Annotated in this window: 20 protein-coding genes; 9 read left to right on the top strand and 11 right to left on the bottom strand. The window is 69.4% G+C overall.

Features of this window, described 5'->3' with window-relative positions:
• Positions 1–166 precede the first annotated feature (166 nt).
• Positions 167–1,711 carry an SDR family oxidoreductase gene (locus ASC55_RS12495; RefSeq protein ID WP_055869212.1) on the top strand — a complete coding sequence of 515 codons (1,545 nt, stop codon included), beginning with the start codon at positions 167–169 and terminating at the stop codon, positions 1,709–1,711.
• Between the two features lie 3 nt (positions 1,712–1,714).
• Here the strand turns inward: ASC55_RS12495 and ASC55_RS12490 are convergent, their stop codons facing one another.
• From ASC55_RS12490 to ASC55_RS12480, 3 genes are all read right to left on the bottom strand, one after another.
• Positions 1,715–3,715, bottom strand: a complete 2,001-nt coding sequence (locus tag ASC55_RS12490) for a BCCT family transporter (protein WP_055876202.1) — start codon at positions 3,713–3,715, stop codon at positions 1,715–1,717.
• A gap of 135 nt (positions 3,716–3,850) precedes the next feature.
• Positions 3,851–5,566: an ABC1 kinase family protein gene (locus ASC55_RS12485; protein ID WP_055876199.1), complete on the bottom strand. Its 1,716-nt coding sequence runs from the start codon at positions 5,564–5,566 to the stop codon at positions 3,851–3,853.
• Positions 5,567–5,614: 48 nt separating this feature from the next.
• Positions 5,615–6,250, bottom strand: coding sequence for a PadR family transcriptional regulator (locus ASC55_RS12480; protein WP_082524352.1), 636 nt, complete (start codon positions 6,248–6,250; stop codon positions 5,615–5,617).
• 225 nt (positions 6,251–6,475) lie between these two features.
• On the opposite strand from ASC55_RS12480, the gene ASC55_RS12475 reads away from it, so the two are divergent.
• From ASC55_RS12475 to ASC55_RS12465, 3 genes are all read left to right on the top strand, one after another.
• On the top strand, positions 6,476–8,131 hold the full coding sequence (locus ASC55_RS12475; RefSeq protein ID WP_055876196.1) for a glycosyltransferase family 2 protein: 1,656 nt from the start codon (positions 6,476–6,478) through the stop codon (positions 8,129–8,131).
• 115 nt (positions 8,132–8,246) lie between these two features.
• A complete protein-coding gene (locus ASC55_RS12470) occupies positions 8,247–8,735 on the top strand; it encodes a DUF2975 domain-containing protein (RefSeq protein WP_055869207.1) in 489 nt (162 codons plus the stop codon).
• Positions 8,735–8,962: a helix-turn-helix domain-containing protein gene (locus tag ASC55_RS12465; RefSeq protein WP_055869206.1), complete on the top strand. Its 228-nt coding sequence runs from the start codon at positions 8,735–8,737 to the stop codon at positions 8,960–8,962. The genes ASC55_RS12470 and ASC55_RS12465 overlap by 1 nt, the downstream gene beginning before the upstream one ends.
• Positions 8,963–9,020: 58 nt before the next feature.
• Here ASC55_RS12465 and ASC55_RS12460 read toward each other — a convergent pair whose 3' ends face one another.
• The 8 genes from ASC55_RS12460 to hutH all read right to left on the bottom strand — a co-directional run bounded on the left by ASC55_RS12460 (position 9,021) and on the right by hutH (position 19,913).
• The gene (locus ASC55_RS12460) at positions 9,021–10,277 is read right to left on the bottom strand and encodes a hypothetical protein (RefSeq protein ID WP_055876192.1); all 1,257 of its coding nucleotides are present in this window, start codon (positions 10,275–10,277) and stop codon (positions 9,021–9,023) included.
• Between the two features lie 187 nt (positions 10,278–10,464).
• Positions 10,465–12,672, bottom strand: coding sequence for a chitobiase/beta-hexosaminidase C-terminal domain-containing protein (locus ASC55_RS12455; RefSeq protein WP_055876190.1), 2,208 nt, complete (start codon positions 12,670–12,672; stop codon positions 10,465–10,467).
• A gap of 168 nt (positions 12,673–12,840) precedes the next feature.
• On the bottom strand, positions 12,841–13,710 hold the full coding sequence (panB, locus tag ASC55_RS12450; RefSeq protein ID WP_055876187.1) for a 3-methyl-2-oxobutanoate hydroxymethyltransferase: 870 nt from the start codon (positions 13,708–13,710) through the stop codon (positions 12,841–12,843).
• Positions 13,707–14,591 carry a pantoate--beta-alanine ligase gene (panC, locus tag ASC55_RS12445; protein ID WP_055876185.1) on the bottom strand — a complete coding sequence of 295 codons (885 nt, stop codon included), beginning with the start codon at positions 14,589–14,591 and terminating at the stop codon, positions 13,707–13,709. The genes panB and panC overlap by 4 nt, the downstream gene beginning before the upstream one ends.
• Complete coding sequence (locus ASC55_RS12440) at positions 14,588–15,349, bottom strand: Rossmann-like and DUF2520 domain-containing protein (RefSeq protein WP_055876183.1); 762 nt, start codon at positions 15,347–15,349, stop codon at positions 14,588–14,590. The genes panC and ASC55_RS12440 overlap by 4 nt, the downstream gene beginning before the upstream one ends.
• Positions 15,350–15,538: 189 nt before the next feature.
• A complete protein-coding gene (gene hutI / locus ASC55_RS12435) occupies positions 15,539–16,702 on the bottom strand; it encodes an imidazolonepropionase (RefSeq protein ID WP_055876180.1) in 1,164 nt (387 codons plus the stop codon).
• Positions 16,703–16,714: 12 nt separating this feature from the next.
• Entirely contained in the window at positions 16,715–18,379 is a 1,665-nt protein-coding gene (gene hutU / locus ASC55_RS12430; protein ID WP_055869199.1) for a urocanate hydratase, read from the bottom strand.
• Positions 18,372–19,913, bottom strand: a complete 1,542-nt coding sequence (gene hutH, locus ASC55_RS12425) for a histidine ammonia-lyase (protein WP_055876177.1) — start codon at positions 19,911–19,913, stop codon at positions 18,372–18,374. The genes hutU and hutH overlap by 8 nt, the downstream gene beginning before the upstream one ends.
• A gap of 58 nt (positions 19,914–19,971) precedes the next feature.
• On the opposite strand from hutH, the gene ASC55_RS12420 reads away from it, so the two are divergent.
• The 5 genes from ASC55_RS12420 to ASC55_RS12400 all read left to right on the top strand — a co-directional run bounded on the left by ASC55_RS12420 (position 19,972) and on the right by ASC55_RS12400 (position 24,240).
• Positions 19,972–20,754, top strand: a complete 783-nt coding sequence (locus tag ASC55_RS12420) for an IclR family transcriptional regulator (protein ID WP_055869197.1) — start codon at positions 19,972–19,974, stop codon at positions 20,752–20,754.
• Between the two features lie 68 nt (positions 20,755–20,822).
• Positions 20,823–22,031 carry an OmpA family protein gene (locus ASC55_RS12415; protein ID WP_055876175.1) on the top strand — a complete coding sequence of 403 codons (1,209 nt, stop codon included), beginning with the start codon at positions 20,823–20,825 and terminating at the stop codon, positions 22,029–22,031.
• A gap of 18 nt (positions 22,032–22,049) precedes the next feature.
• Positions 22,050–22,583, top strand: a complete 534-nt coding sequence (locus ASC55_RS12410; RefSeq protein WP_162243056.1) for a DUF3060 domain-containing protein — start codon at positions 22,050–22,052, stop codon at positions 22,581–22,583.
• Positions 22,583–23,308, top strand: coding sequence for a response regulator transcription factor (locus ASC55_RS12405; protein WP_055869194.1), 726 nt, complete (start codon positions 22,583–22,585; stop codon positions 23,306–23,308). Before ASC55_RS12410 ends, ASC55_RS12405 begins: the two co-directional genes overlap by 1 nt.
• Complete coding sequence (locus ASC55_RS12400; protein WP_055876170.1) at positions 23,305–24,240, top strand: sensor histidine kinase; 936 nt, start codon at positions 23,305–23,307, stop codon at positions 24,238–24,240. The genes ASC55_RS12405 and ASC55_RS12400 overlap by 4 nt, the downstream gene beginning before the upstream one ends.
• Positions 24,241–24,424: the final 184 nt, after the last annotated feature.

The following is a 24,424-nucleotide window of genomic DNA, read 5'->3' as shown; positions in this document are numbered from 1 at the left end:
GCCTTCCGTCGGCCCGTCCGTCCGACGCCGCCCGTCCGACGCCGCCCGTCCGACGCCGCCCGTCCGCCCGTCCGCCCCGCGCCACACATCACCACATCCCCTACCGATCGCCGTCACACCCCGCAACCCCGTTCCTCTCGGCGCCCTCCCGGCCTACGCTCGTGGCATGCCCGAACTCACCCAGCCCACCGGCCGCGAAGAGACTCTGCGCGCCGTCCCCCGCGACGACGGATCCGCACCGCGCGCGCTCGTGCTCGGCGCGACCGGATACATCGGCGGCCGGCTGACGCCGCGCCTGCTGAACGCGGGGTACCGGGTGCGGGTGCTGGCACGGGATGCCGCGCGTGCGGCGTCGTTCCCCTGGGGGGCGGACTGCGAGATCGTCGAGGGCTCGGCGGACGATGCGGATGCCGTCGCGGAAGCCATGGACGACGTCGATGTCGTGTACTACCTGATCCACTCGATGTCGGCGGGCAAGGGCTTCGAGGAGAGCGATGAGCGTGCGGCGCAGACCGTCGCCGCTGCCGCGGCACACGCGGGCGTGCATCGCATCGTCTACCTCGGTGGGCTGCATCCGAACGACGCGAAGCTCTCGCCGCACCTGCGTTCGCGTGTGCATGTGGGCGAGATCTTCCTGCGGTCGGGCGTGCCGACCCTCGTGCTGCAGGCCGGAGTCGTGATCGGATCGGGGTCGGCGTCGTTCGAGATGATCCGCCACCTCACCGACGTGCTGCCCTACATGCCGGCGCCGAAATGGGTGCGCAATCGCATCCAGCCGATCGCCGTGCGCGATGTGCTGCACTACCTGCTCGGGGCGGCGCGAGTCGACGCCGATGTGAACCGCGCCGTCGACATCGGGGGCCCCGACGTGCTGCGTTACGGCCAGATGATGAACGGCTATGCGGTCGAGGCGGGACTCCGCCAGCGCGCGATCGCCGCCCTCCCGGTGCTGACGCCCGGGCTCGCCTCGCACTGGGTAAACCTGGTGACCCCGGTGCCGCGCTCGATCGCGCGCCCTCTCGTGGCGTCGCTGCAGAACGAGTGCATCATGAAGGACCACGAGGTCGACGAGCTCATCCCCCGCCCCGAGAACGGCCTGACACCCTACCGACGCGCCGTGGACCTCGCGCTCGGTCGGGTGCGCGGCGACACCATCGAGACCAGCTGGCAGGATTCCGAGGTCTCCGGCGCGCCCAGCGACCCGCTGCCGAGCGACCCGGAGTGGGCCGGACGCACGGTGTTCACCGACTCCCGTTCCGTGACAACCAGCGCCTCACCCGACGAGCTGTGGCGCGTGATCCTCGGCATCGGCGGGGAGAACGGCTGGTACTCCTCGCCGCTGCTCTGGGCCGTGCGCGGGTGGATGGACCGCATCGTCGGCGGTGTCGGACTCCGCCGCGGCCGCCGCAATCGCACGGCCGCGCGCGTCGGCGATGCGATCGACTTCTGGCGCGTCGAGGCCGTGGAGACGGCGGATGCCGGTTCGCTGCTGCGCCTGCGCGCCGAGATGAAGGTCCCGGGCGAGGCATGGCTCGAACTGCGCGCCCTTCCCGACGAAGAAGGCGCCCGCTACGAGCAGCGCGCGATCTTCTTCCCCCGCGGGCTGACCGGACGGCTGTACTGGCTCGCCGTGCTCCCGTTCCACGGGGCGATCTTCGCCGGCATGGCCGCGCGCATCACCGCCACCGCGGAAGCGGCGAAGGCGAAGTAGCGCTCAGTCGGCGCGAGGACGCTCCGGAGCATCTGCCACATCCGGTGCGACGGGGCCGTCCTCCAGAGCCGCATCGACCACCGCATCCACGTCGGCCGGCGGGATGATGTCGATCGCCTCGGTCGCCGCTTCGTACACCTCGGCGAGCGAGTCGTCGACGGTCGACTCGTCGATCCAGTCGAGGTCGTCCTCGGAGTGGTCGTACTCGACCGCCACGAGAGCGAAGTCGTCGCCATACTCCTCGAGCCCTGCCATGACGCTGTGCCGCACCGCGGCCTTGGCGTAGCGCTCGCGAAGGATCAGCGGATCACGCCGCAGGTCTTTCATGAAGGCGACCATCATGAACGCCATGATGATCGCGAACGGCAGCGCGGCGATGATGGTCACGTTCTGCAGAGACTTCAGACCGCTCCCCTCCTCGCCGGTGACGAGCAGCACGGCGGCGATCACGCCGACGAGCGATCCCCAGACGATCGTCACCCAGCGGGTCGGCTCGGGTCGCCCCTGCTGCGACAGGGTGCCCATCACGAGGGACGACGAATCCGCACCGGTGATGAAGAAGATCGAGATGAGCAGGATGAGTAGCACGCTCGTGATCAGCGGGAACGGCAGGTTCTCCAGCACACCGAAGAGCACTTCCTCCGGGGGGTCCACCGTGAGCCCCGCTCCATCCATCTGCTGCTGGATGGCTGTCGAGCCGAAGATCGCGAACCAGACGAGGGAGATGGCCGAGGGGACGAGGATCACGACCGACACGAACTGACGGAGCGTCCGTCCGCGTGAGATCTTCGCGATGAACATGCCCACGAACGGAGACCACGAGATCCACCAGGCCCAGTAGAAGATGGTCCAGCTCGACAGGAAGGCCTGAGCTTCCTCACCCTGTGATGCCGAGCGTGCGATCATCTGCGGCAGATCGCCGACGAACTGCACCGCGATGGAGGGGATGACGTTCAGGATGAGCATCGTCGGACCGACGAAGAACACGAAGAAGGCGAGCACGAGCGCCATCACCGCATTGATGTTCGACAGCGCACGGATGCCCTTGGAGACTCCCGAGACCGCCGACGCGATGAAGCACGCCGTGAGCAACGCGATGACGGCGATCAGCACACCGTTTCCGAGCTCGCCGATCCCACTGACCAGCTCGACGCCGTGCCCGATCTGCAGAGCGCCGAGACCGAGCGAGGCGGCGGTACCGAACAGCGTGACGATGATCGCGAACACGTCGATCGTGCGACCGAGAGGCCCGGCCGTGCGCCCCTCGCCGAGCAACGGCGCGAAGATCGAGGAGATGAGCGGGGTGCGACCGCGGCGGAACGCCCCATACGCGATGGCGCCGCCGACCAGGGCATAGAACGCCCATGCCTGCGGACCCCAGTGGTACAGCACCTGCGCCTGAGCCGTGTGCATGGCCTCGAGGGTGTTCGCCTCGACGGTGCCGGGCGGCGGGCTCTCGAAGAACGTCAGCGGCTCAGCCGCGCCCCAGAAGACGAGTCCGATGCCCATGCCCGCGGCGAAGAGCATCGAGATCCAGGAGAACATCGAGAACTCGGGCTCTTCGTCGTCGCGGCCGAGGGGGATGCGACCGTATCGGCTGAAGCCGACGAAGAGCATGAACACCAACACGATCGTGGCGATGGTGGTGAAGAAGAAACCGAAGTACTCCACGACCCAGCCGAGAACCGCAGAGGTGGTGCCGGAGAGGTTGTCGCCGGCGAAGATGCCCCAGGCGATGAAGGAGACGACGAGGGTGACCGCGACTCCGAACACGAGCGGGTCGGTGCGGTAGGTGCGTCCGGTCTCCTCGACCGAGACGCCGGGCACGAGGGCCGGGTGCACACTGCGCGGGGGGACGGCGGCGATGTCGCGGACGATCTTCCTCGCCGTCGCGGTGGCCTTGGTCGGGAGGCGGTTCGCGCCTGTGCCGACGGCATCCGTGCGAGGACGCGGAGGTGTGTGTCCTGCGGAGCGATCGTCGGGCTTCTCGTCAGGGGTCTCCATGGCATCCCATCCTGTCATGCGAGCCGTGGGCCCGCGAAAGCGGAGGACCGGGACCATCGGCCCGATCCGCGGCGTATCGGGGAACGGCGCGGCGACCCGATGCCGTGTGGTGCGGGTTTCCCGGGCGCGCCACGGTCAACGCGGGCCGCGGCGGCCGAACCCTGCGAACAGGGCGTGCAGCAGCGGAAGCGCCGAGGCGCAGATCAGCGTGATGCCCAAGGGCGCGATCGACGGGACCAGCAGCGCACCGCCGATGAGCAGGGCCGCGAACAGCACCCCCGAGGCGATGCGACGGGCGATGCCTTCGAGGCGATCGAGGCGACGTTCCAGACGCGAGGTGTCGAAGGAGATGTTGCCGTCGTCGATGCGGGTGATGATCCTGTCGATGCGACCGGGCAGGCTCCAGGTCGTGCTCATCGTGTCCATCGCCTGACTCGCGAAGGCCTGCACGATGTTGCCGCTCTCGTCGCGCAGCAGGCGCCCGGCGTAGGGCTCGGCCGCGTCCCACACGTTGAAGGCCGGGTCGAGCCCGCTGCACATGCCCGAGGTGAGCGACACGGCACGGATGAGCAGCAGCATATTCTCGGGCAGCTGGAGCGGGAGAGAGCGCACCATGTCGCCGAACTCCTCGGCGAAGTCGCGGAACTCGCGCGGATCGACCTTGCTCAGCTCGGCGAAGCCCATGCCGCCGAAGCGGGCGAACAACGCCGTCAGCGCACGTTCGAGCTCGGCGGTGTCGGCGGAGGGCAGCAGCACGCCGATCTCCTGCGCCGCCGCGACGAGGCCGCGGCTGTCGCGCCCGGCGACGGCGATCAGGAGCATGCGCAGCCCGTCGCGAAGACTCGCGGGGATCTCGGCCATCATCCCGAAGTCGATGAAGGTGAGCCGGAAGCCCCGATCAGAGCCCTGCTCGACCGCGCCCTCCGCAGAGGGCGACGGCGTGACGAAGATGTTGCCGGGGTGGGGGTCGGCGTGTACGAAGCTGTGCGTGAAGACCTGATCGAACATGACCTCGGCGAACACGGCGGCGACGTCGGACGGATCGATGCCGGCCGCGCGAAGAGCGTCGGTGTCGTTGATCTTGATGGCCGTGACGTCCGACAGCGTCAGCACCCGACGCGTCGAGCGCTCCCACACGATCTCGGGGGTGCCGACGCGAGGGTCGCCGGCGAAGTTCTCGCGGAACCGTTCGGCGCTGGCAGCCTCATGAAGGTAGTCGATCTCTTCCAGACTGGTCTCGGCGAACTCCTCCACGAGCGCCGGGGCGTCGACGCGGTCTGCGACCAGGCGCACACGGGTCAGCCACCGCGCGACGCGTCGAAGCGCCGCCAGGTCGACCGCGACGATCTCATCGATGCCCGGACGCTGCACCTTCACCACGACGTCGTCGAGGCCGGTGTCGGCGGCGTCGAGCTCCGAGAGACGGGCACGGTGCACCTGACCGAGGGACGCCGCAGCCACCGGCGTCTCGTCGAACCAGGCATACGCCTGCGCAAGCGGTCGGCCCAGCTCCGCCTCGGCAGCGCGGCGGATGTCGGCGAAGGGCACGGCAGGCACCTCGTCCTGCAGCCCCTCCAGCTCGGCGGTGATCTCCGGAGGCAGCACGTCCAGGCGCGACGACATGAACTGCCCGACCTTGATCATGAGACCGCCGAGCTCGATCGCGAGCGCGTGGAAGCGCCGTGCGAACTTCTGCATGCGCGGTCCACGCGTGCGCTCCGCGACAGCACTCATCCCGAACCGCGGGAGGACGAGCTCGAACCACCAGATCTTGACGAGTTCTCGCGCCGCGAACGAGAGGATGCGGCGGTAGCGGGCACGATGGGCGCCCTGCGCCGCGGCATCCTTCATCGCGTCATCCTCTTTTCGCCGCTCCTCACCGGATGCCGCACTGCGCGATCAGTCCTGGGCGAGGATCGAGTACAGCCTACGGCGCGCCTCGTCGAGGATCTCGATGGTCGCCTGCACCTGCTCCGGGCTTCCGCTGCGACCGACCTGGGCGGCCGCGGCTGCGAGGTCTACGCCCGCCTTGGGCAGCGCGTGGAAGCGGGCGCTGACGCGGTTCCCGTCCTTGCTGGACGACGACTCCCACGGAGCCGGGGTCTCGGAGCTCTCGTCGGCGATCGCTCGCCCTGCTTCGGTGAGCGAGTAGGTCTTGCGACCGTTCTGCTCCTCGGCCTCGATGAGCCCTTCATCGGCGAGCAGCTGCAGCGTCGGGTACACGGAGCCGGCGCTCGGCTTCCAGGTGCCGCCGCTGCGCTCGGCGATCTCGTTGATGATCTGGTAGCCGTGCATGGGCTTCTCGGCGAGGAGCGAGAGCACGGCCGTGCGGACGTCGCCGCGGGCCATGCGCGAGCCTCCGGAAGGGCGGGACTCGAAGGACTTGCGGAGCTGGTCCATCGCCTCGAAGATCGCGGAGGCCGGACCACCGGGGCCCGCTCCGAAGCCGGAGCTGCCGAAGAGTCCGCCGGGTCCGCCGTTGCTCCCGGAGCCGCCGTTGCCGCCGAACGGGTTGGAGGGGAATGCGTTGTTCATGATGACCTCCTGCTGTGGTGAACGATACTCAACGATATATCGTTCATGCTGTGTGTGGGGTGGGAGTCTCCGAGCCCGGAGTGCACACGCCCGGGCGTCGCGCAAGCCCGGTGACGCACACAGGAAGTCGTGGTTAGCTCGGTGACTTGTCGACTTGGGGGAGTGAGACGTTTGTCACAGAGTGATCGACCGGAGAACAGCACCAGCGCCGGAGACGCCATCCGCGTGAGCGTGGTCGTCCCGGTGTTCCGACCCGGACCCTCGTTCGACGACCTCATCGCTTCGCTCGATCGCCAGACCTTGGGCACCTCGGCCTTCGAGGTGCTCCTGTGCGACGACGGCTCCGGCGAGCCGACCGGCGCACGCCTGGCGGCCATCGCCCGCGATCGCCCCCACGTGCGCGTGCTCTCGCTGGAGCACTCCGGTTGGCCGGGCATGCCCCGCAACCACGGAGTCGATGCCGCCCGCGGCACCTACGTGCAGTTCGTCGACCAGGACGACTACCTGTTCGACGGTGCGCTCGAGAAGCTGTGCGACTACGCCGACCTGAACTCGTCCGACGTGATCGTGGGCAAGGAGGTCGGCATCGGTCGTCGCCTCCCGAGCCGGATCTTCAGCCACGACGTCCCTCGCGCGGTGCTCGGGACCGATCCCCTGCTGGAGATGCTCACACCGCACAAGATGTTCCGCACCTCGTTCCTTCGGGCCAACGGCATCCGTTTCCCCGAGGGCAAGGTGCGACTCGAGGATCATCTGTTCGTGATGCAGGCCTACTTCGCCGCATCGACGATCTCGATCCTGGCGAGCGAGCCCTGCTACGCCTGGGTGAAGGAGCCCGGCAGCGCGAGCTCGTCACGCATCGACCCCGACACGTACTTCCCCCACCTCGAGACAGTGCTCGATCTCGTCGAGGCGCACACCGAACCCGGGAAGCTGCGTGACCGCCTGCTGCGGCACTGGTTCCGCGGCAAGATCCTGAAACGGCTCTCCGGACGACAGATGGTCCGGTATCCCGACGACTACCGCGACCGCCTCCTCGACGTCGTGACCCCGTTGGTGCAGGAGAAGTTCGGCCCGGGAGTCGATGCCGGCCTCGGCTTCCCCCACCGGATCCGCGCGGCCCTGCTCCGTGCCGGCCGTCGCGATGACCTGCTCGGCCTTGCGCGGTTCGAGGCCGAGACCGTGTGTCGGGCCGTCGTGACCGAAGCGCACTGGTCTCGTGGCGGCGGCCTTCACCTGACCCTCCGCGTGACGCTCACGAGAGACGGCCACGACGCCTTCGTCTTCGAGACGTCGCGCTCCGAGGTGACGCCCTCGGCGCCCACCGACGACGGCGGCTCAGACTCCGCACGCCAGGACGCCGCGGCGAAGAGCGTCGGTGCGGCGGATGCCGGATCCACGCCCACGCGCTCGAAGAAGATCACCCGGCTCGTCTCCCTCCCCGTCTCCACGATCGAGGGTCTTCCGGACAACTTGCTGGTCGCCGGCCGCGAACTGCGCAACGACCGGGTCGACCTGTTCCTCCGAGATGGAGAGACCGGCGCCGAACGTCACATCGGCGGCCGGCACCCCCGCAATCTCGACGTCGCCCGCGTCGCGATCGATCCGTTGAAGGTGTTCGGCCCGAGCGACGAGTCGCGCGGAGGCGCCCTGACCGTGAAGGTCCGCCGCGCGGGGTGGACGTTCGAGACCCCGCTCGAGGCCACCCCCGCCGTGCTCGCCCGCGCCGGGCGGTCGCCTCTGCTCGCCGGACGCTCATGCGCTCTCGTGGCGACGGATGACGGCCGCGTCGAGCTCCGCCGCGAATGGCCGGGTGGACGCGTGAAGGACTTCGCCGGACGAACCGCCCGCAGACTCCGCGCGCTCCTGCGGAAGCACTGAGGCCCCTCCGAGGTCTCCATCCGAGGGGGTCTCGACGGTCGCTCGGAGTGATCCGACTTGCCAAATCGAACGAATATCGATAGATTTCCCATGTTCTTCGATGAAAGGTCACTCCATGGGAAAACTGACGATCCTCGTGCTGCGCATCGTGATCGCTGTGGCGATGCTCGGCTCCGTGGCGGTGCAGGCACTGATCGTCCCTCTCCTGTGGCTCGACCTCGGCGAGAACGAGCTGTGGGGCCGGATCTTCCTGGTCTCCCTCGTCGTCCTGGGTGTCGGCACACTCCAGGTCTTCGGCGTGTGCGTGTGGATGCTGCTGACCAGGGTGCGCGCCGGCTCGATCTTCTCGGAGTCCTCCTTCCGGTACGTCGACGTGATCATCGGAGCGATCCTGACGGCTGCGCTGCTCACCTGGATCCTGGCGGCCCTGCTCGCACAGGGATCGATCGCTCCCGGTGTCGTGGCGCTGATCGGGGGCGCAGGAGTGGTGCTCGCCGGAATGGCGCTGCTGGTCGTCGTGATGAAGGCGCTGCTGCGGCAGGCGATCGACCGCGAGGCAGAGGCGCGCTCGTGGCGCTCAGAGCTCGACAACGAGGTGATCTGATGCCCGTCGTGGTCGATATCGATGTGATGATGGCGCGGCGGAAGATGAGCGTCGGCGAACTCGCCGACAGGATCGGCATCACCCCGACCAACCTCGCCGTCTTGAAGAATGGTCGCGCGAAGGCCGTGCGGTTCACGACGCTCGACGCGCTGTGCGCCGTGCTCGAATGCCAGCCGGGCGACCTGTTGCGCTGGGAGCCCGATGTGCCCGCGGGCCGCGCAGACTGACATCACAGCGACGGCGCTCCAGCAGCCGTCAGCCGTCAGCCGTCGACCGCCACCGCCCTCACCACAGAGCTGCGCCCGCGACGGCGCGCATCGCTGGAGAGATCGATGCGAATGCTCCGGGCGACGAGAGGGCGCACAGGCTCTCGACCACCCGCCGCACCGCATATCGATCTCCGGATCCGCGCTCCGCGTCGCCCTCCCGATGCGATCGCAGTGACCACTCGGAGAACCTCCCGCCGTGGCCTCGCCCCTCGTCGACCGCAGCCTCACCGCGCGTGACGGTTTCGGGAAGCTCGTCGAACGCCATGACCGACCCGTCGGCGACGGCCAGCAGTGCGAGGGTGACGGCGGGCAGCTGCCCATGCGGGAACAGCCGCTCCTTGCCGTGCGCTCTCACGACGCCGACGACCCGGAGGAAGCCGCGCGCTTCACCGTTCGCCAGCGCGTGCCCGAGGTGCGTGACCACGATGCGACCGCGCAGCCTGCGCACCGCCTTCGTCTGCCGTGCCAGCAATGCCAGGGCATCGACGGGGTCTGGCACGTCGGACGCCTCCGCGTCGTGCCACCCGAGGTCTTCGACGGCCTCGGCGACGGCCTCGCGGGGCAGCCACCCGGCTACCGGGTCCTGCTCGACGCCGTCGGGGCCGATCCGCGCAACGAGACCCCGCAGTCCTGCGGTCGCCGATTCCACGGTCGCCGAGTCCGCGGCCACCTGGCCGGGCGGCGCGGCGTCGATGAGCCCCGTGCCTTCGAGGTGTGCGAGAAGCGCCAGTCGACGGACGGGCGTCAACGACTCGCACAGCGTCACCAGCGAGGAGGAGGCGCGCAGGCCGTCGCCCCGCTCACTCGCAGCGATCGGGTCGAGTCGCGGCTGCACCAGGCCGAAGCGCTGCGCGAGTTCGAACGCCACATGCTCCGCCCGGAACGGTGGTCGCTGCACCTGCCAGCCCGCGGCCTCCGTCTGCTCTTCCGCCTGAACGCGACCCGCATCGACGACGGTGACGCGCGGCTCCCCCATCGTGGTCTCGAACGGTCCGCTGATCGTCACGTCGACCACGTCAGCGACGCCGGGGATCGACACCCGCTGCGTGTTGCCCCTCCAGGACACGAGATCGATGAGGGGCGAGTGGTCGGGCCCGTCTTCAGAGTCGGGCGTCTCGGGCTCGAGCCCGAGGCTCAGCCGGTAGGCCTCCACGATCCAATAGGAGGGCGCGTCGCGCGGCACACCGATGACCCGGGTGAGGTCAGGCCGATCGGTCACCGACATCTCGACGTGAAGAGCCCCGGTGACGTGGACGTGCTCGGAGAGGTTCATCCGCGCAACGCTAGACCTCTCGCGGCCCTGCTCCCCGCCACGAAAGCACGAACTGTCGAGAACTTTTCGAACCTTCTGGTCGTGCAGGAAGACTCGGAGCATGCCCCGGTCCTCCGGCGGACGCCGGGAGGCCCTGCGGTGCGAGAGGACACGGCCTCGCCTCACCACAGGGCCCCACCTCTGCATGTCAGCGCAGCACGAACTCCACCGTCGTGACATTGCCGGCGACGTCGTAGACGAGAAGCGTGTTCTCGCCCTTCACCCCGCCGAAGGTCCCCGGCTTCACGAAGTTGAGGTCGGACCAGGCGTTGTTCGTCAGATCCTTCTCGACGCCGTTGAGCGCGATCCGGTCGACCTTGCCGGCATCGTTGAGCTTGAAGCTGACCTTGTCATATCCCGCTGCATCGCCGACCGTGAACGAGCCGCCGGTCTTCACGGTCACCGTGGGGGCTGTGGCGTCGACGACGACATCGAAGGTCGAGGTCTTCGAGATGTTGCCGGACGCATCCTGGGCGTTGTACTTGACCGTGTACGCACCGTCGGGAAGCTTGACCGTCGCGACATGCGAACCGCTCGCACCCGAGACCGCCGACTGCGTGCTCTTGACGAGCTTCCCGCCCTGGTAGATGTTCGCGACGATGCGGGCGAGCCCCACCTCATCGGTCGCATCGACCCGGATGTCGATGGACTTCGAGGGGCCGGCCGACGCCGGACTGACGAGCGTGACCTGCGGGCGCGTGGTGTCCGGCACCTCGCCGGCGACGAATGCGACCGAGGTCTTCTCGGAGCGGTTGCCGTACATGTCGACCGCGGTGACCTCGGCGATGTAGCTCGTCCCCTTCGTGAGGGTGAGGAGCGGAGCATCGGCCTGTCGGCCGTTGCGGATGGCGAGCGGGATCTCGAGCACGCTCGGGCGCGGCGCGATCTGGAAGTCGGCGAGCACCTTCGCCCCGGCCCTGATCGGCAGCGCCTCGGCGCCCGTGACCGCATCGCGGACCCGCACGTCGTAGCCGTACACCGCTTCGTCATCGGTCGCGGCGGGAACGCGGAGCACATCGGCCCCGTTCGTCACGATGTGCTCGGGTGCTCCCTGCTGCACCGGAGCGACCGCATCGCGCGCGGCGGCCGTGTAGTCGAAGTTCGCGCGCACCTCTTCGGCGGTGCTGCCGTCGAGGCGGACGGTCCACGTCGGCCCTGCGAGCGTCCCCGCGCTGGCGAACGGGTAGCCGGACTGGTAGCCCCACGCGCCGTTCGTGTAGGTGCGTTCGTCCTCGGCGGCGAAGTTGATCCGGTCGATCTCGGTGCGGTCTGAGTAGACCTCGACGTAGAGGGCCTGCGCGGTGGGGATCGTGAACTCGTCCCAGAGCGCATCGCCGTAGATCTGGTACGCATCGTGGGGAGTCTCGGTGTACGACATGGATCCGTCGTTCACAGCCGTGAAGGCCCCCTGCCAGATGGAGCGCTCGTCGTTCAGGTGCAGGTGCGAATGGCCGGAGAAGTAGACGGCCTGCGGGTACCCGGAGAGGTCGCTCGTGAGCGCGGCGTTCGAGGCCTGGGCCCCGTCGTAGACCGTGTTGGCGGTCGGTCGGTGGCCGACGACGAAGATCGGCGTGTTGAGAGCGCCCGACTCGGCCGAGAGGGCGGCGAGACGACCCTGCAGCCACGTGCGCTGCGCGCCCGAGTACCGCTCGGTGTCGATCACGAGGAAGGTCTGACCGTCGATCGTCTTCTCGTAGTAGCCGCCGGACGCGTTGGGGAACCAGTCGCCGTAGTACTTGGCCATGTCGGCGTTGCCCACGTCGTGGTTGCCGTGGGACATCAGGATCGGAGTGTCGTCGAGTCCGAGGCGATCGATGTTCTCGTCGAAGATCGTCTTCACGACCTGGTGGTCGGGCGCGGTTTTGTTGTTGTTGTCGTTGATCTGGTCGCCGTTGGAGATGATCAGGTCGGGATCGGGGTTGATCGAGGCCAGGGTGTCGAAGTGGCTGCTCCAGATGCCCCGGTTCTTGTCGTCGAGGGACGACGTGTGCACGTCGCTCATCACGAAGAACGACAGCTGCGGCTCCTCCTCCGTCTTGATGATGTAGCCCTCGATCTCGGCGGGCGATGTGACACCACCCTTGATCGAGACCGCAGCGAGGTTCGACGTCTCCTCGATGACGAGCGGCTTCTTGTAGATCGGGCTCTTCGCGGTCGGCGTCGAGCCGTCGAGCGTGTACCTGATCTCGGCGCCCTGCGGCGCGGTGAGCGCGACGGTGGCCGACTCGGTGAACCGGCCGCCCTCCTGACTGAACGTCGGTGCGGCCAGTCCGTCAGCGGCGTTCGCCGCGAGGGGGAACGCGACGGCTGCGGCGACGGCCGCGAGCGTGCACACTCCTGCGATCTGTCTCTTCACTTGATCCTCTTCCACGTGTATATCTACGACGCACCGAACCGGCGCTGAGATCGACGCTAGGGAGCCGTTCGAGACAGGGAACAGCGAAAGCAGGAACGTTAGATAAACAACTTTGCCGGGGGCACCACGGATGGCGCGAGAAGAAGTAAATACAAGATCACGAAGGTGTCAACGCCCCGCGAGCAGCTCCTCGAGGCGCGCGGCCTCTTCTCGCGCCATGGAGTACCCGTGCTCGACCGCCGGGTAGGCGCCGGAGCGTACCTCGGCCGCATACGCCTCGACACCCGCGATCGCCGCTGCGCGCAGGTCGGCGTAGCGCTTGACGAACTTGGCGGCTCCGCCGTCGTAGAGCCCGAGCAGATCGTGGAACACGAGCACCTGTCCGTCGGCATCCGCGCCGGCTCCGATGCCGATCACCGGGATGTCGAGCAGCGGCACGAGGGTGGCCGTCACCTCGGCGGGCACCGCCTCGACCACGAGCATCGAGCACCCGGCATCCTGCAACGCCAGCGCATCGTCGATCACGGCGAGCGCGGCCTGGGCGGTGCGCCCCTGCGCGCGGTAGCCTCCGAGCGCGACGGCCGTCTGCGGGGTGAGCCCGACGTGCCCGACGACGGGGATGCCCGCCTGCACGAGCGCTCGCGCGCGGTGGACGGTGGTGCCGCCGCGCTCGATCTTCACCAGGTCGCAGCCGGCTTCCTTCACGAAGCGCTGCGCGGTCGCGATGGCCACCTCGTCGGAGGCTTCGTACGAGCCGAACGGCAGGTCGCCGACGAGCAACGGGACCGTGAGGCCGCGTCGAACAGCCTTGGTCAGCATGAGCATCTCGTCGATAGTGACGGGCACCGTGCTGTCGTAGCCGAGCACGGTCATCGCGGCCGAGTCACCCACGAGGACGACATCGACACCGGCGGCCTCCGCGATCTGCGCACTCGGATGGTCGTACGCGGTCACCATGACGATCGGCTCTCCGGCCGCCTTCTTCGCGGCGAGGCCGGCGAGTGTGACACGCGTGCGGGGAGAAGCATGAGCGCTCATGCGCCGGCCTCCTTCTCTCTGTGATTTGAAGCTTCCGCCGCGCGCAGGACGTGGTTGTCGATCAGTCGTGCGGCCCCGACGTGCGCGGCGACGGCGAGCAGGGCGTCGCGGTCGACCCGCGCGAGGGGGCGCAGCGTCTCGGCGTCGCGGAGCTCGAGGTATTCGGGGTCGATCCCGGCGTCGCCGAGCACGTCGCGCGCGGCGGAGAGGATGCTCCCGGCGGCGGCGTCACCCGCCTCGAACACCGCGGCGCCCGCGTCGAGGGCACGGTTGAGCGCGGTCGCCTGCACACGGGCGGCGGGGTCGAGGTACACGTTGCGCGAGCTCATGGCGAGCCCGTCGGCTTCCCGCACGATCGGGCAGGCGACGATCCGCACGTCGAGGTCGAGGTCCCGCACGACACGGCGGACCACGAGCACCTGCTGCGCGTCCTTCTGCCCGAAGTAGGCGGTGTCCGGCCGGACGATGCCGAACAGCTTCGTGACGACCGTGGCGACCCCGTCGAAGTGGTGCGCCCCACGGCTCGCACCGTCGAGCACGTCGGTGAGGCCCGCGACGTGGATGTTCGTCGCGAACCCCTCGGGGTAGATCTCCGACGGTGCGGGAGCGAAGAGGATGTCGACGCCTGCAGCTTCCGCGAGCGTGGCATCGCGTGCCTCATCGCGCGGGTAGGCGCTGAGGTCTTCGTTCGCGCCGAACTGGGTCGGATTGACGAAGAGCGAGACGACGACCAGGTCGGATACCGCGCGCGCGGCCCGCATCAGCGACAGGTGCCCGTCGTGGAAGGCACCCATCGTGGGCACGAGACCGATCATCGAGCCCCCGACCCTCGCTTCGCGGATAGCGGCTCTGACCTCGGGGATCGTGCGGAGGATTCTCATGTGGAGGGCTCCTCGGTTGCAGGGGCGGGGCGGGCGGCGATCGTGCGCGTGACGGCGGCGAGGGCATCGAACAGGTCGGACAGCTCGAGCTCCGCCGCGGCGGCACGTTGGCGCGCGACGGTCGCCTCATCGCCCCGGGCGATGGGTCCGGTCAGAACCGCAGGAGCACCACTCGCCTCCCAGTTCTCGACCGTCCGCCGCACGAGCGGTGCCAGGAGCGCCCGCGCGTCGTCGCCGGGAACACCCGCGGCGGAGGTGAGCCTCTCCGCGGAGTCGAGGACGGTGAGGAGGAAGTTCGAGGCGAAGGATGCGGCGGCGTGGTAGCTCGCACGGTTAGCGTCGTCGACCGGGAACGGACGAGCGCCGAGGGCGACGGCGAGCTGTTCCGCGACCTCGCGCGCTGCGGACGTACGGCCGGCGACAGCGGCGCCGATGCCGTGGAACACCTCAGCCGACTCCGTGCCGGTGAAGGTCTGCAACGGGTGGAGGCTGAAATCCACGTCGTCGAGAGGGGTCGCACCGGAGACGTGTCCGAGCACACCGGCATGCGGGCGAGCCGCGAGGGCGGTCTCGGCAATCGCGGCATCCGGCACGCAGAGCACGACGATGTCCGCATCCGGGATTTGCTCCGCGCGGCCGAACGGGCCGAGCACGTCGAGCCGCACGGCGCGCAGTGCCCGCGCGAGTACGCGTCCGAGACGGCCGGCGCCGACGATGGCGATGGTCGTTCCTGGTGCGAGAGAAGAGGGTGTCTGCATGGGGATGCCCCGGTCCGGATCACGCGGTTCGGGTGCCAGAAGTATCCGCCCTTCTCGGCGCCTGCTCCAAATCCGAGAGCAGATGACGAAACTGAATGGGCACAATAATTCTCATTATGATCTGTGAACCCTCAATCCACTTATCACATTGGCTTCGGCGCGGAGCGATCGGCTGAGCGCCCCGTGGCCTCAGCCGATCGCTCGCCCGTCCTTCCAGACCGCCCGCACGAGCGGAACGCCGGGTCGGTAGGCGAGGTGGATGCGGGTCGGCGCGTCGAGCAGCACGAGGTCGGCTCTGGCGCCGGGTGCGATCACGCCCACGTCGTCGCGGCGGAGCGCCTTCGCGCCCCCGGCGGTCGCCGCCCAGACGGCCTCGGCCGGAGTCATCCCCATGTCGCGCACGGCCACGGCGATGCAGAACGGCATCGACGAGGTGAAGCTCGACCCCGGGTTCGTGTCGCAGGCGAGGGCCACGGTCACTCCCGCGTCGATGAGGCGGCGGGCGTCAGGATACGGCTGCCGCGTCGAGAACTCCACGCCCGGCAGCAGCGTGAGCACGGTGTCGGAGCCGGCGAGCGCGTCGACGTCGGCATCCGTCAGATAGGTGCCGTGGTCGATGGATGCCGCACCGAGCTCGACCGCCAGACGCACACCCTCCCCCGGACCGAGCTGGCTCGCATGCACCCGAGGCACGAGGCCGCGTGTGATCCCGGCTTCCAGAACCCGGCGTGACTGCGCCACCGTGAAGGCGCCGGTCTCGCAGAACACGTCGACCCACTTCGCGTGCGGTGCGCAGGCATCGAGCATGGGCCCGGTGACCAGATCGACGTACTCGTCCGGCCGGTCGGCATACTCGGCAGGCACGACGTGCGCTCCGAGGAAGGTCACCTCGGGTGTCACCTCTGCGGCCAGGCGCACGAGGCGCTCCTCGTCGGCGACGCTCAGCCCGTAGCCGCTCTTGATCTCGACGGTCGTCGTGCCCTGCGCGAGCATCTCGTCGAGGAAGCCGCGAAGGCGTGCGCGCAGCTCGTCATCGGAGGCGGCCCGGGTCGCGGCGACGGTCGAGCGGATGCCGCCGGCGGCGTACTTCTGGCCTGCCATGCGGGCCTCGAACTCGGCCGCGCGGTCGCCCGCGAAGACCAGGTGGCTGTGACTGTCGACGAACCCGGGGATCACCGCACGCCCACCGGCGTCGACGACCTCATCGGCCTCCGGTGCGTCCGCGGCGGCGCCCACCCAGGCGATCCGCTCGCCCTCGATCAGCACCGCGGCATCGAGAACGGTCCCGGTGAGGTCGCCGCCGATGGAAGCGTTGGTGGTCAGTTCCGCGATGTTCGTGATGAGCGTCGACATGCCCTCACCCTCTCAGAGCATCGGCACGTTGAGGCCGCGCTCGCGCGCCACCTCACGGGCGTGCTCGTATCCGGCGTCGACGTGCCGCATCACTCCGGTGCCCGGATCGTTCGTCAGCACGCGTTCGAGCTTCTCTGCCGCGAGGGCGCTGCCGTCGGCGACCGTGACCTGACCGGCGTGGATGGAGCGACCGATGCCGACGCCGCCGCCATGGTGCAGCGACACCCAGGAGGCGCCGGATGCCGTGTTGAGCAGGGCGTTCAGCAGGGGCCAGTCGGCGATCGCGTCGGAGCCGTCCTTCATGGCCTCGGTCTCGCGGTACGGCGATGCCACGGAGCCTGCGTCGAGGTGGTCGCGACCGATCACGATCGGGGCCGACAGCTCGCCCGAGGCGACCATCTCGTTGAACTTGAGCCCGGCGAGGTGGCGCTCCTTGTAGCCGAGCCAGCAGATGCGGGCGGGCAGACCCTCGAAGTGCACCTTCTCCCCGGCCTTCTCGAGCCAGCGGTGCAGGGCGGCATCCTCGGGGAAGAGCTCGGCGATGGCCCGGTCGGTCTTGTAGATGTCTTCCGGGTCGCCGGAGAGGGCAGCCCAGCGGAACGGCCCGCGTCCTTCCTCGAACTGCGGGCGGATGTACGCCGGCACGAACCCGGGGAACTCGAACGCCCGGTCGAACCCGCCCAGCTGCGCTTCGGCCCTGATCGAGTTGCCGTAGTCGAACACCGCGGCCCCCGCATCCTGGAAGGCCACCATCGCCGCGACGTGCGCGGCCATCGATTCGCGCGAGCGGCGCGTGAACTCCTCCGGGTCGCGCGCGGCCTCGGCCTTCCAGTCCGCGACCGTGATGCCGAGCGGCAGGTAGGCGAGCGGGTCGTGGGCGCTGGTCTGATCGGTCACGATGTCGATCGGCACGCCGCGGCGCCGCAGCTCGGGGAAGACCTCGGCCGCGTTGCCGACCACGCCGACCGAGAGGGCTTCGCCCGCCTCCTTGGCGGCGACGACCCGGGCGACGGCCGCATCGAGGTCGGTCGTGTACTCGTCGAGGTAGCCGTGCTCCACGCGACGGGCGAGACGCGACTCATCCACATCGACGATCAGCACCGCTCCGTCGTTCAGAGTCACGGCGAGCGGCTGAGCGCCGCCCATGCCACCGGCTCCACCGGTGAGGGTGAGGGTGCCGCGGAGCGAGTCGCGGCCGAGCGAGCGGGCGACGGCCGCGAACGTCTCGTACGTGCCCTGCAGGATTCCCTGCGTGCCGATGTAGATCCAGGATCCGGCGGTCATCTGCCCGTACATGATGAGGCCGAGCTCTTCGAGCTTGCGGAACTCGGGCCAGTTCGCCCAGTCCCCCACCAGGTTGGAGTTGGCGATCAGCACACGCGGCGCCCACTCGTGGGTGCGGAAGACGCCGACCGGCTTGCCCGACTGCACCAGCAGGGTCTCATCCGGTTCGAGCTCGTCGAGAGTGCGCACGATCGCGTCGTACGCCTCCCAGCTGCGCGCGGCCTTGCCGGTGCCGCCGTAGACGACCAGGTCTTCGGGGTGCTCGGCGACCTCGGGATCGAGGTTGTTCATCAGCATGCGCTTGGCGGCTTCGGCGCCCCAGCTCTTCGCGGTGCGCTGGTTGCCGCGGGCGGCGCGGACGACGCGGGGCCCGGATACGGGGGACTCAGCCATGGGTGTGCTCCTTTGCGATGCGGGCGACGGCGCCCGACTGGACGAGTGCGGTGACGGCTTCCATCTCGGGCGAGAGGAAGCGGTCGGGGCCGGGACCGGCGGCGACGGTGCGCACCAGGTCGCGCACGGCACCGGTCGCGGGTCCGGCCTGAAGCGGGGCGCGCAGGTCGAGGGCGCGCGCACCGGTGAGGATCTCGATCGCGAGCACGCGTCCGAGTCCGTCGATCGCGCGTCGCAGCTTGCGCGCGGCGGCCCACCCCATCGACACGTGGTCTTCCTGCATGGCGGACGACGGGATCGAGTCGACGGATGCCGGCACCGCGAGGCGCTTGAGCTCGGAGACGATTCCGGCGGCCGCGTACTGCGCGATCATGAGACCGGAGTCGACGCCGACCTCATCGGCGAGGAACGGCGGGAGACCGTGGCTGCGGGCCGGATCCAGCGCGCGGTCCGTACGACGCTCGGAGACCGAGGCGACGTCGGCGACCGAGATCGCGAGGAAGTCGAGGACGGCCGCGACGGGAGCGCCGTGGAAGTTGCCGTTGGACTCGATGCGGCCGTCGAGGGTGATGACGGGGTTGTCGATCACGCTGGCGAGCTCGCGCCCGGCGATCAGCGTCGCATGGGCGAGGGTGTCGCGCGCGGCGCCGTGCACCTGGGGCGAGCAGCGCAGCGAGTAGGCATCCTGCACGCGGCCGTCGTCCGGTCCCTTGTGGCTCGCGACCATGGGGGAGTCGCCGAGGAACGCGCGCAGGTTCGCCGCCGACGCGGACTGTCCCGTCTGGGCGCGCAGCGCCATCAGGTCGGCGGCGAACACGGCGTCGGTGCCGAGCTGCGATTCGACCGACATCGCCGCGGCGATGTCGGCGGTGAGCAGAAGGGTCTCCAGGTCGTGGAGTGCGAGCACCAGCATGCCGAGCATGCCGTCGGTGCCGTTGATGAGTGCCAGCCCCTCCTTCTCGACGAGGGTGAGCGGCTCGATGCCCGCGGCGGCGAGGGCGTCGGATGCGGGAACCAGGGCGCCGGAGGCATCGCGCACGTCGCCTTCGCCCATCGTGGCCAGGGCGATGTGGGCGAGAGGCGCGAGGTCGCCCGAGCAGCCGAGCGAGCCGTACTCGCGCACCACGGGCGTGATGTCGGAGTTGAGCAGGGCCGCGTAGGTCTCGACGACGACCGGGCGGACACCCGTGCGCCCGGAGGCGAGCGTCTGCAGGCGCAGGAGCTGAAGACCGCGGACGACCTCGCGCTCGACCTCGGTGCCCGTGCCGGCGGCGTGCGAGCGGATCAGGCTGGCCTGCAGCTGCAGGCGGCGGTCGGGAGCGATGAACGTGGTCGCGAGGGCCCCGAAGCCGGTGGAGACGCCGTAGTGCGGGTTCGGATCAGCCGCGAGGCCGTCGATCACGCGGCGGGTGTCGGCGACGCGTGCGAGCGCCTCCGCGTCGATCTGGACGGGAGCGTCGTGGCGGACGACAGCGACGACATCGGCGGGAGACAGCGGAGCCGCTCCGACCAGCACGGGGGCAAGTTCGGTCATGTTCTGATTCCACACCCGCGGTGTCGACGGGGATACCCGTTCGTGCGATGCTTTGTCTGTGATCCCAGACAGGAGTGCGGCCTCCCGCGCAGCCGAGCCGCAGGTCCCGGCGGCCGAGAACACCCTCCGCATCCTCAGCTACCTCGCAGGACGCCCGGCTCCTGTGGCGGCATCTGCGATCGCGCGCGAGCTCGACCTGCCGCGCTCCACGGTCTATCACCTGCTCACCACGTTGGCCGCGCACGGCTTCGTGCTTCATCTCCGTGAGGAGCAGAGATGGGGTCTGGGCACCTCGGCGTTCGAGCTGGCCGGCGGCTACACCCGCCAGCAGCCGCTCGCCCGACTCGGCCGACCGCTGATCGCCGCGCTGTCCGACCGCCTGGGCGAGAGCGCCCACCTCGCCGTGATGAGCGGTGGCGACGTGCTCTACATCGTCGAGGAGCGCGCACCCCGCCGCCCCGCCCTCGTGACGGATGTCGGCGTACGCCTTCCTGCGCACCTCACCGCGAGCGGGCGGGCGATGCTGGCCGCCCTGCCCCGCGAACAGGTGCGCGCGCTGTATCCGAGCGCGTCGGCGTTCCCCGACCGCACAGGGCTGGGGCCGCGTCGCCCCGCAGAGCTGCGCGAACTCCTGCGGGAAGTGCGGGCGCGCGGCTATGCGGTCGAGGACAGCGAGGTGGCAGACGGGCTCCGATCGGTCGGAGCCGTCGTGCGCGACCACACCGGCTGGCCGGTCGCCGCAGTGGCTGTCACGTGGGGCGGCGAAGGACTCGATGAGCGGACGCTCGCGGATGCCGTCATCGACACCGCGGGGGTTCTGGAGTCGCGGGTCAAGCGGTGAACGGACGTGTCGCAGGCTTGCGACAACTCCGCGACAGTATCGCCACACCGGCTGGATACGCTCGATCCATGACCACCGCCGCACGCATCGCCTCGTCTGCCTCCCGCCGTCGCCGCCAGGGCGTCGCACTCGGACTCCTGGCCTCCCTCGTCGTCACCGGGTGTGCCGCGACGCCGCCGGGCGCCCCGAAGCCGAGCGGCGCCCCGACGTCGCCCGATGCCCCGACTTCCGCCGTCGCCACGGTTCCCGGATACGACGTGGGCCAGTTCCCGCCCGTGCCGCTGTTCGTCCTACCCGACCTCTCGCTGCTGGACTCGTCGGCATCCGCCTTCGCGATCGAGGTCAACGATGCGCTCGCCGACATCCCCGGGGTCACGGCGACACCGGCGCACTGCGATGCGACCGGGAATGTGATCTCCGGCAACGGCACCGCGCTGCTGTACGGCGACGGATCCGGCACCTTCACGGGGCCGGACGGAACCGTGCAGAACTTCGGCGACGGATCGGGCACCTCCACGATCAACGGCGTCACGATCCAGAACTTCGGTGACGGATCGGGCAACTACACCGATGGCGCGGTCACGATCCAGAACTTCGGCGACGGCTCCGGCAACTACACCGATGCGACCAAGACGGTGCAGATCTTCGGCGACGGTTCCGGCAACTACACCGACGGCGACGTGAGCATCCAGAACTTCGGCGACGGCTCCGGCAACTACGAGGCCGGGGCCGTGACCATCCAGAACTTCGGCGACGGATCGGGCAACTACACCAGCCGCGACATCACCATCCAGAACTTCGGCGACGGCACGGCACAGGTGAACGGCGAGCGGGTGAAGGCCGAGCCGTTGCCGGTCGTCCCCACGCTCGGGGTGTTCCCGCCGCTGGGCACGCTCGCCCCGTTGGAGTCCTGCGGCACGACCCTCACATTCGAGGACGGGGTGCTGTTCGACTTCGACAAGAGCGACATCCGCGCCGATGCGGCCGCCACGCTGGATGCCGTGGCCGACGCGCTCACCGCGCTCGAGGTCGCGCAGGCCTCGGTGTCGGGCCACACGGACGCCATCGGATCGGATGCCGAGAACCAGACACTGTCGGAGGACCGCGCGGATGCGGTGGTCGATGGCCTCCAGGACCGCGGGGTCGGCACGGCACTCACCGCCGAGGGCTTCGGGGAGTCCCGGCCTGTCGCCGCGAACGAGATCGACGGCGTCGACAACCCCGCGGGGCGCCAGCTCAACCGACGCGTCGAGATCTTCATCCCGGCGACCTTCTGACACGAGAAGATGGATGCCATGCGCGCTGCACGCCGGCACATCGCCGCGATCACTCCTGTGGTGATCGCGGCGCTGCTGCTCACCGGATGCACGGTCCGCATCATCGATCCCTCCGCAGACGATGCCCGCTCGCCTGCACCACAGGAGGCCGGCCCCGCCCCGCAGGACGAGACCACGCCGCGCGCGACCTCGTCACCGGACGAGGGGACAGAGGCGGCACCACCAGCGCTCTCCGCACCGAACGCGGCCGAACGCGAGCGGCTGATCGCTGCGGCCACGATCACGATGACCTGCCCGAGCGGGCCACTGGACCACGACGGCGCCGTGGTCCGCGTCGAGGGGTCGTGCGCGAGTCTGGTGATCGACATCGATGCGGGCGTCGTGATCGCCGACGACGTCGATGAGCTCCTGCTCCGCGGCTCCGGCACCGTCGTCTATGCCGGGACGATAGGCACGGCGACCGTGTCGGGGAGCGCCAACGAGGTGTACTGGACGGGGCCGACACCGACGCTGGAAGACGACGGCAGCGCGAACTCCCTCGGGCGGGGCTGATGATCACCGAACAGACCGAGCGCCCCCGGATCCTGCTCGTCGACGACGACGAGGCGATCACCGGGGCGCTGGCCGCGTTCCTGGGGAGGAGCGGCTTCGACGTGCGCATTGCCGAAGACGGGCGCGCGGGTCTGGCCGAGGTGGAGCGCGAGGTGCCCGACCTGGTGGTGTGCGACGTGATCATGCCCCATGTCGACGGGCGCGAGTTCGTCCGTCGCATCCGGGGCCGGCAGCTCTGGCTCCCGATCATTCTGCTCACCCAGGTCGGCGAGTCGTGGGAGCGCAGCGCGGCCCTCGACGAGGGCGCCGACGACTATCTGAACAAGCCCTTCGATCCGCACGAGCTGATCTCGCGCATCCGCGCCGTGCTGCGTCGAAGCTCGCAGGGCGCCGGTGCCCTCCGGGGCTCGCAACGGCTGCAGGCACTGGACATCACGCTGGATCGCACCGCGCGTCGCGTGTGGCGGGGCGACACCGAACTCACCCTCACCCCGAAAGCCCTCACCCTGCTCGAGTACTTGATGCTGCATCCGCAGGAGGTGCACACGCGAGAGCGGCTCCTGTCAGCGCTGTGGGGCTTCGACTTCGCCTCATCGAGCCGTGCCGTCGACCACCGCATCGCCGAGCTGCGCCGGGTGCTCGGCGACTCCGCAGGAGAAGCGCGCCTCATCGAGACCGCGCAGAGCATGGGCTACCTGTTCGTTCCGCGGGTGGTGGGCGCATGACCGACCGCAGGGGCGTGGCACTCGGGGTGGCCTCGGTTGTGCCGGTCGGGGTGTGCGCTCTCGCCGCGGGGGTGATGGCTGCAGCCGGGGACCAGCGCCTTCTCGCGATCGACCTCGCACTTCCCGGTGCCGTGGCGCTCGCGGGTGCACTCGTCTCCGCCGTTCCGGCGATCATGCTCGTCATTCATCGCACGCGGCGTCGTGAGCACACCAGGATGCAGACGGCCGTGGCCGATGCCGCCGCACAGGCGGCACAGACCGAGCACGCGAATCACCAACGGTTCCTTGCGCGGCTCGATCATGAGCTGAAGAACCCGTTGACCGCTATTCGGGCGACGGCGGCCGCAGCTGCGGCGCAGGATGGATCCTCTCTCGACGAGTGGCGGGTGGTGGACACTCAGGCGACGAAGCTGAGCGCTCTGGTGCGGGACCTGCGCAAACTGGCGGAGCTGGAGACGCGCCCCTTGGAGCTCGAGATGGTCGATCTCGAGCAGGTGCTCAGCGAGGCCGTCGCGGCGTTGGCTGCCCACAACCCTGCGGTGGGCGCACGGCTCGCGTTGACGGTCACCCGAGTGCCGTGGCCCGTGCCACCGCTCCAGGCAGACCTCGATCTGCTGTCGCTGGCGCTCGACAACGTACTGTCGAACGCTGCCAAGTACTCGGCGCAGGGTCCGATCGAGGTGCGGCTGCGCGAACAAGACGGCTGGGCTGTCATCGACGTCGCGGATGCCGGCCGGGGAATCCCCGCGGGGGATCTGCCGACGGTCTTCGATGAGCTCGCGCGGGCCCAGAACGCACGAGACGTCACGGGCTCAGGCATCGGGCTCACGCTCGTCGCCACGGTGATGCGGCATCACGGCGGGGATGTGTCGATCCGCTCCGCCGAGGGCGCCGGCACCGTTCTCACGCTGCGTCTTCCGATCCGCCGTTGAACTGAACGCTCCCTCGACGTGCGACGTTGACGAAGAAGAGCCACCCCTTGCGGAATGGCTCTTGCTTCTGTTTCGTACGCACTCGCGTGTAAACGCAAAATGGCCACCCAACGATGGGTGGCCATTTTGACTAAAAGGAGTCCGGCGGTGTCCTACTCTCCCACAGGGTCCCCCCTGCAGTACC

The sequence above is a fragment of the Microbacterium sp. Root322 genome, from assembly GCF_001425645.1.
In the GTDB taxonomy this organism is placed as follows: domain Bacteria; phylum Actinomycetota; class Actinomycetes; order Actinomycetales; family Microbacteriaceae; genus Microbacterium; species Microbacterium maritypicum.
This window is presented reverse-complemented; position numbering and strand designations above follow the sequence as displayed.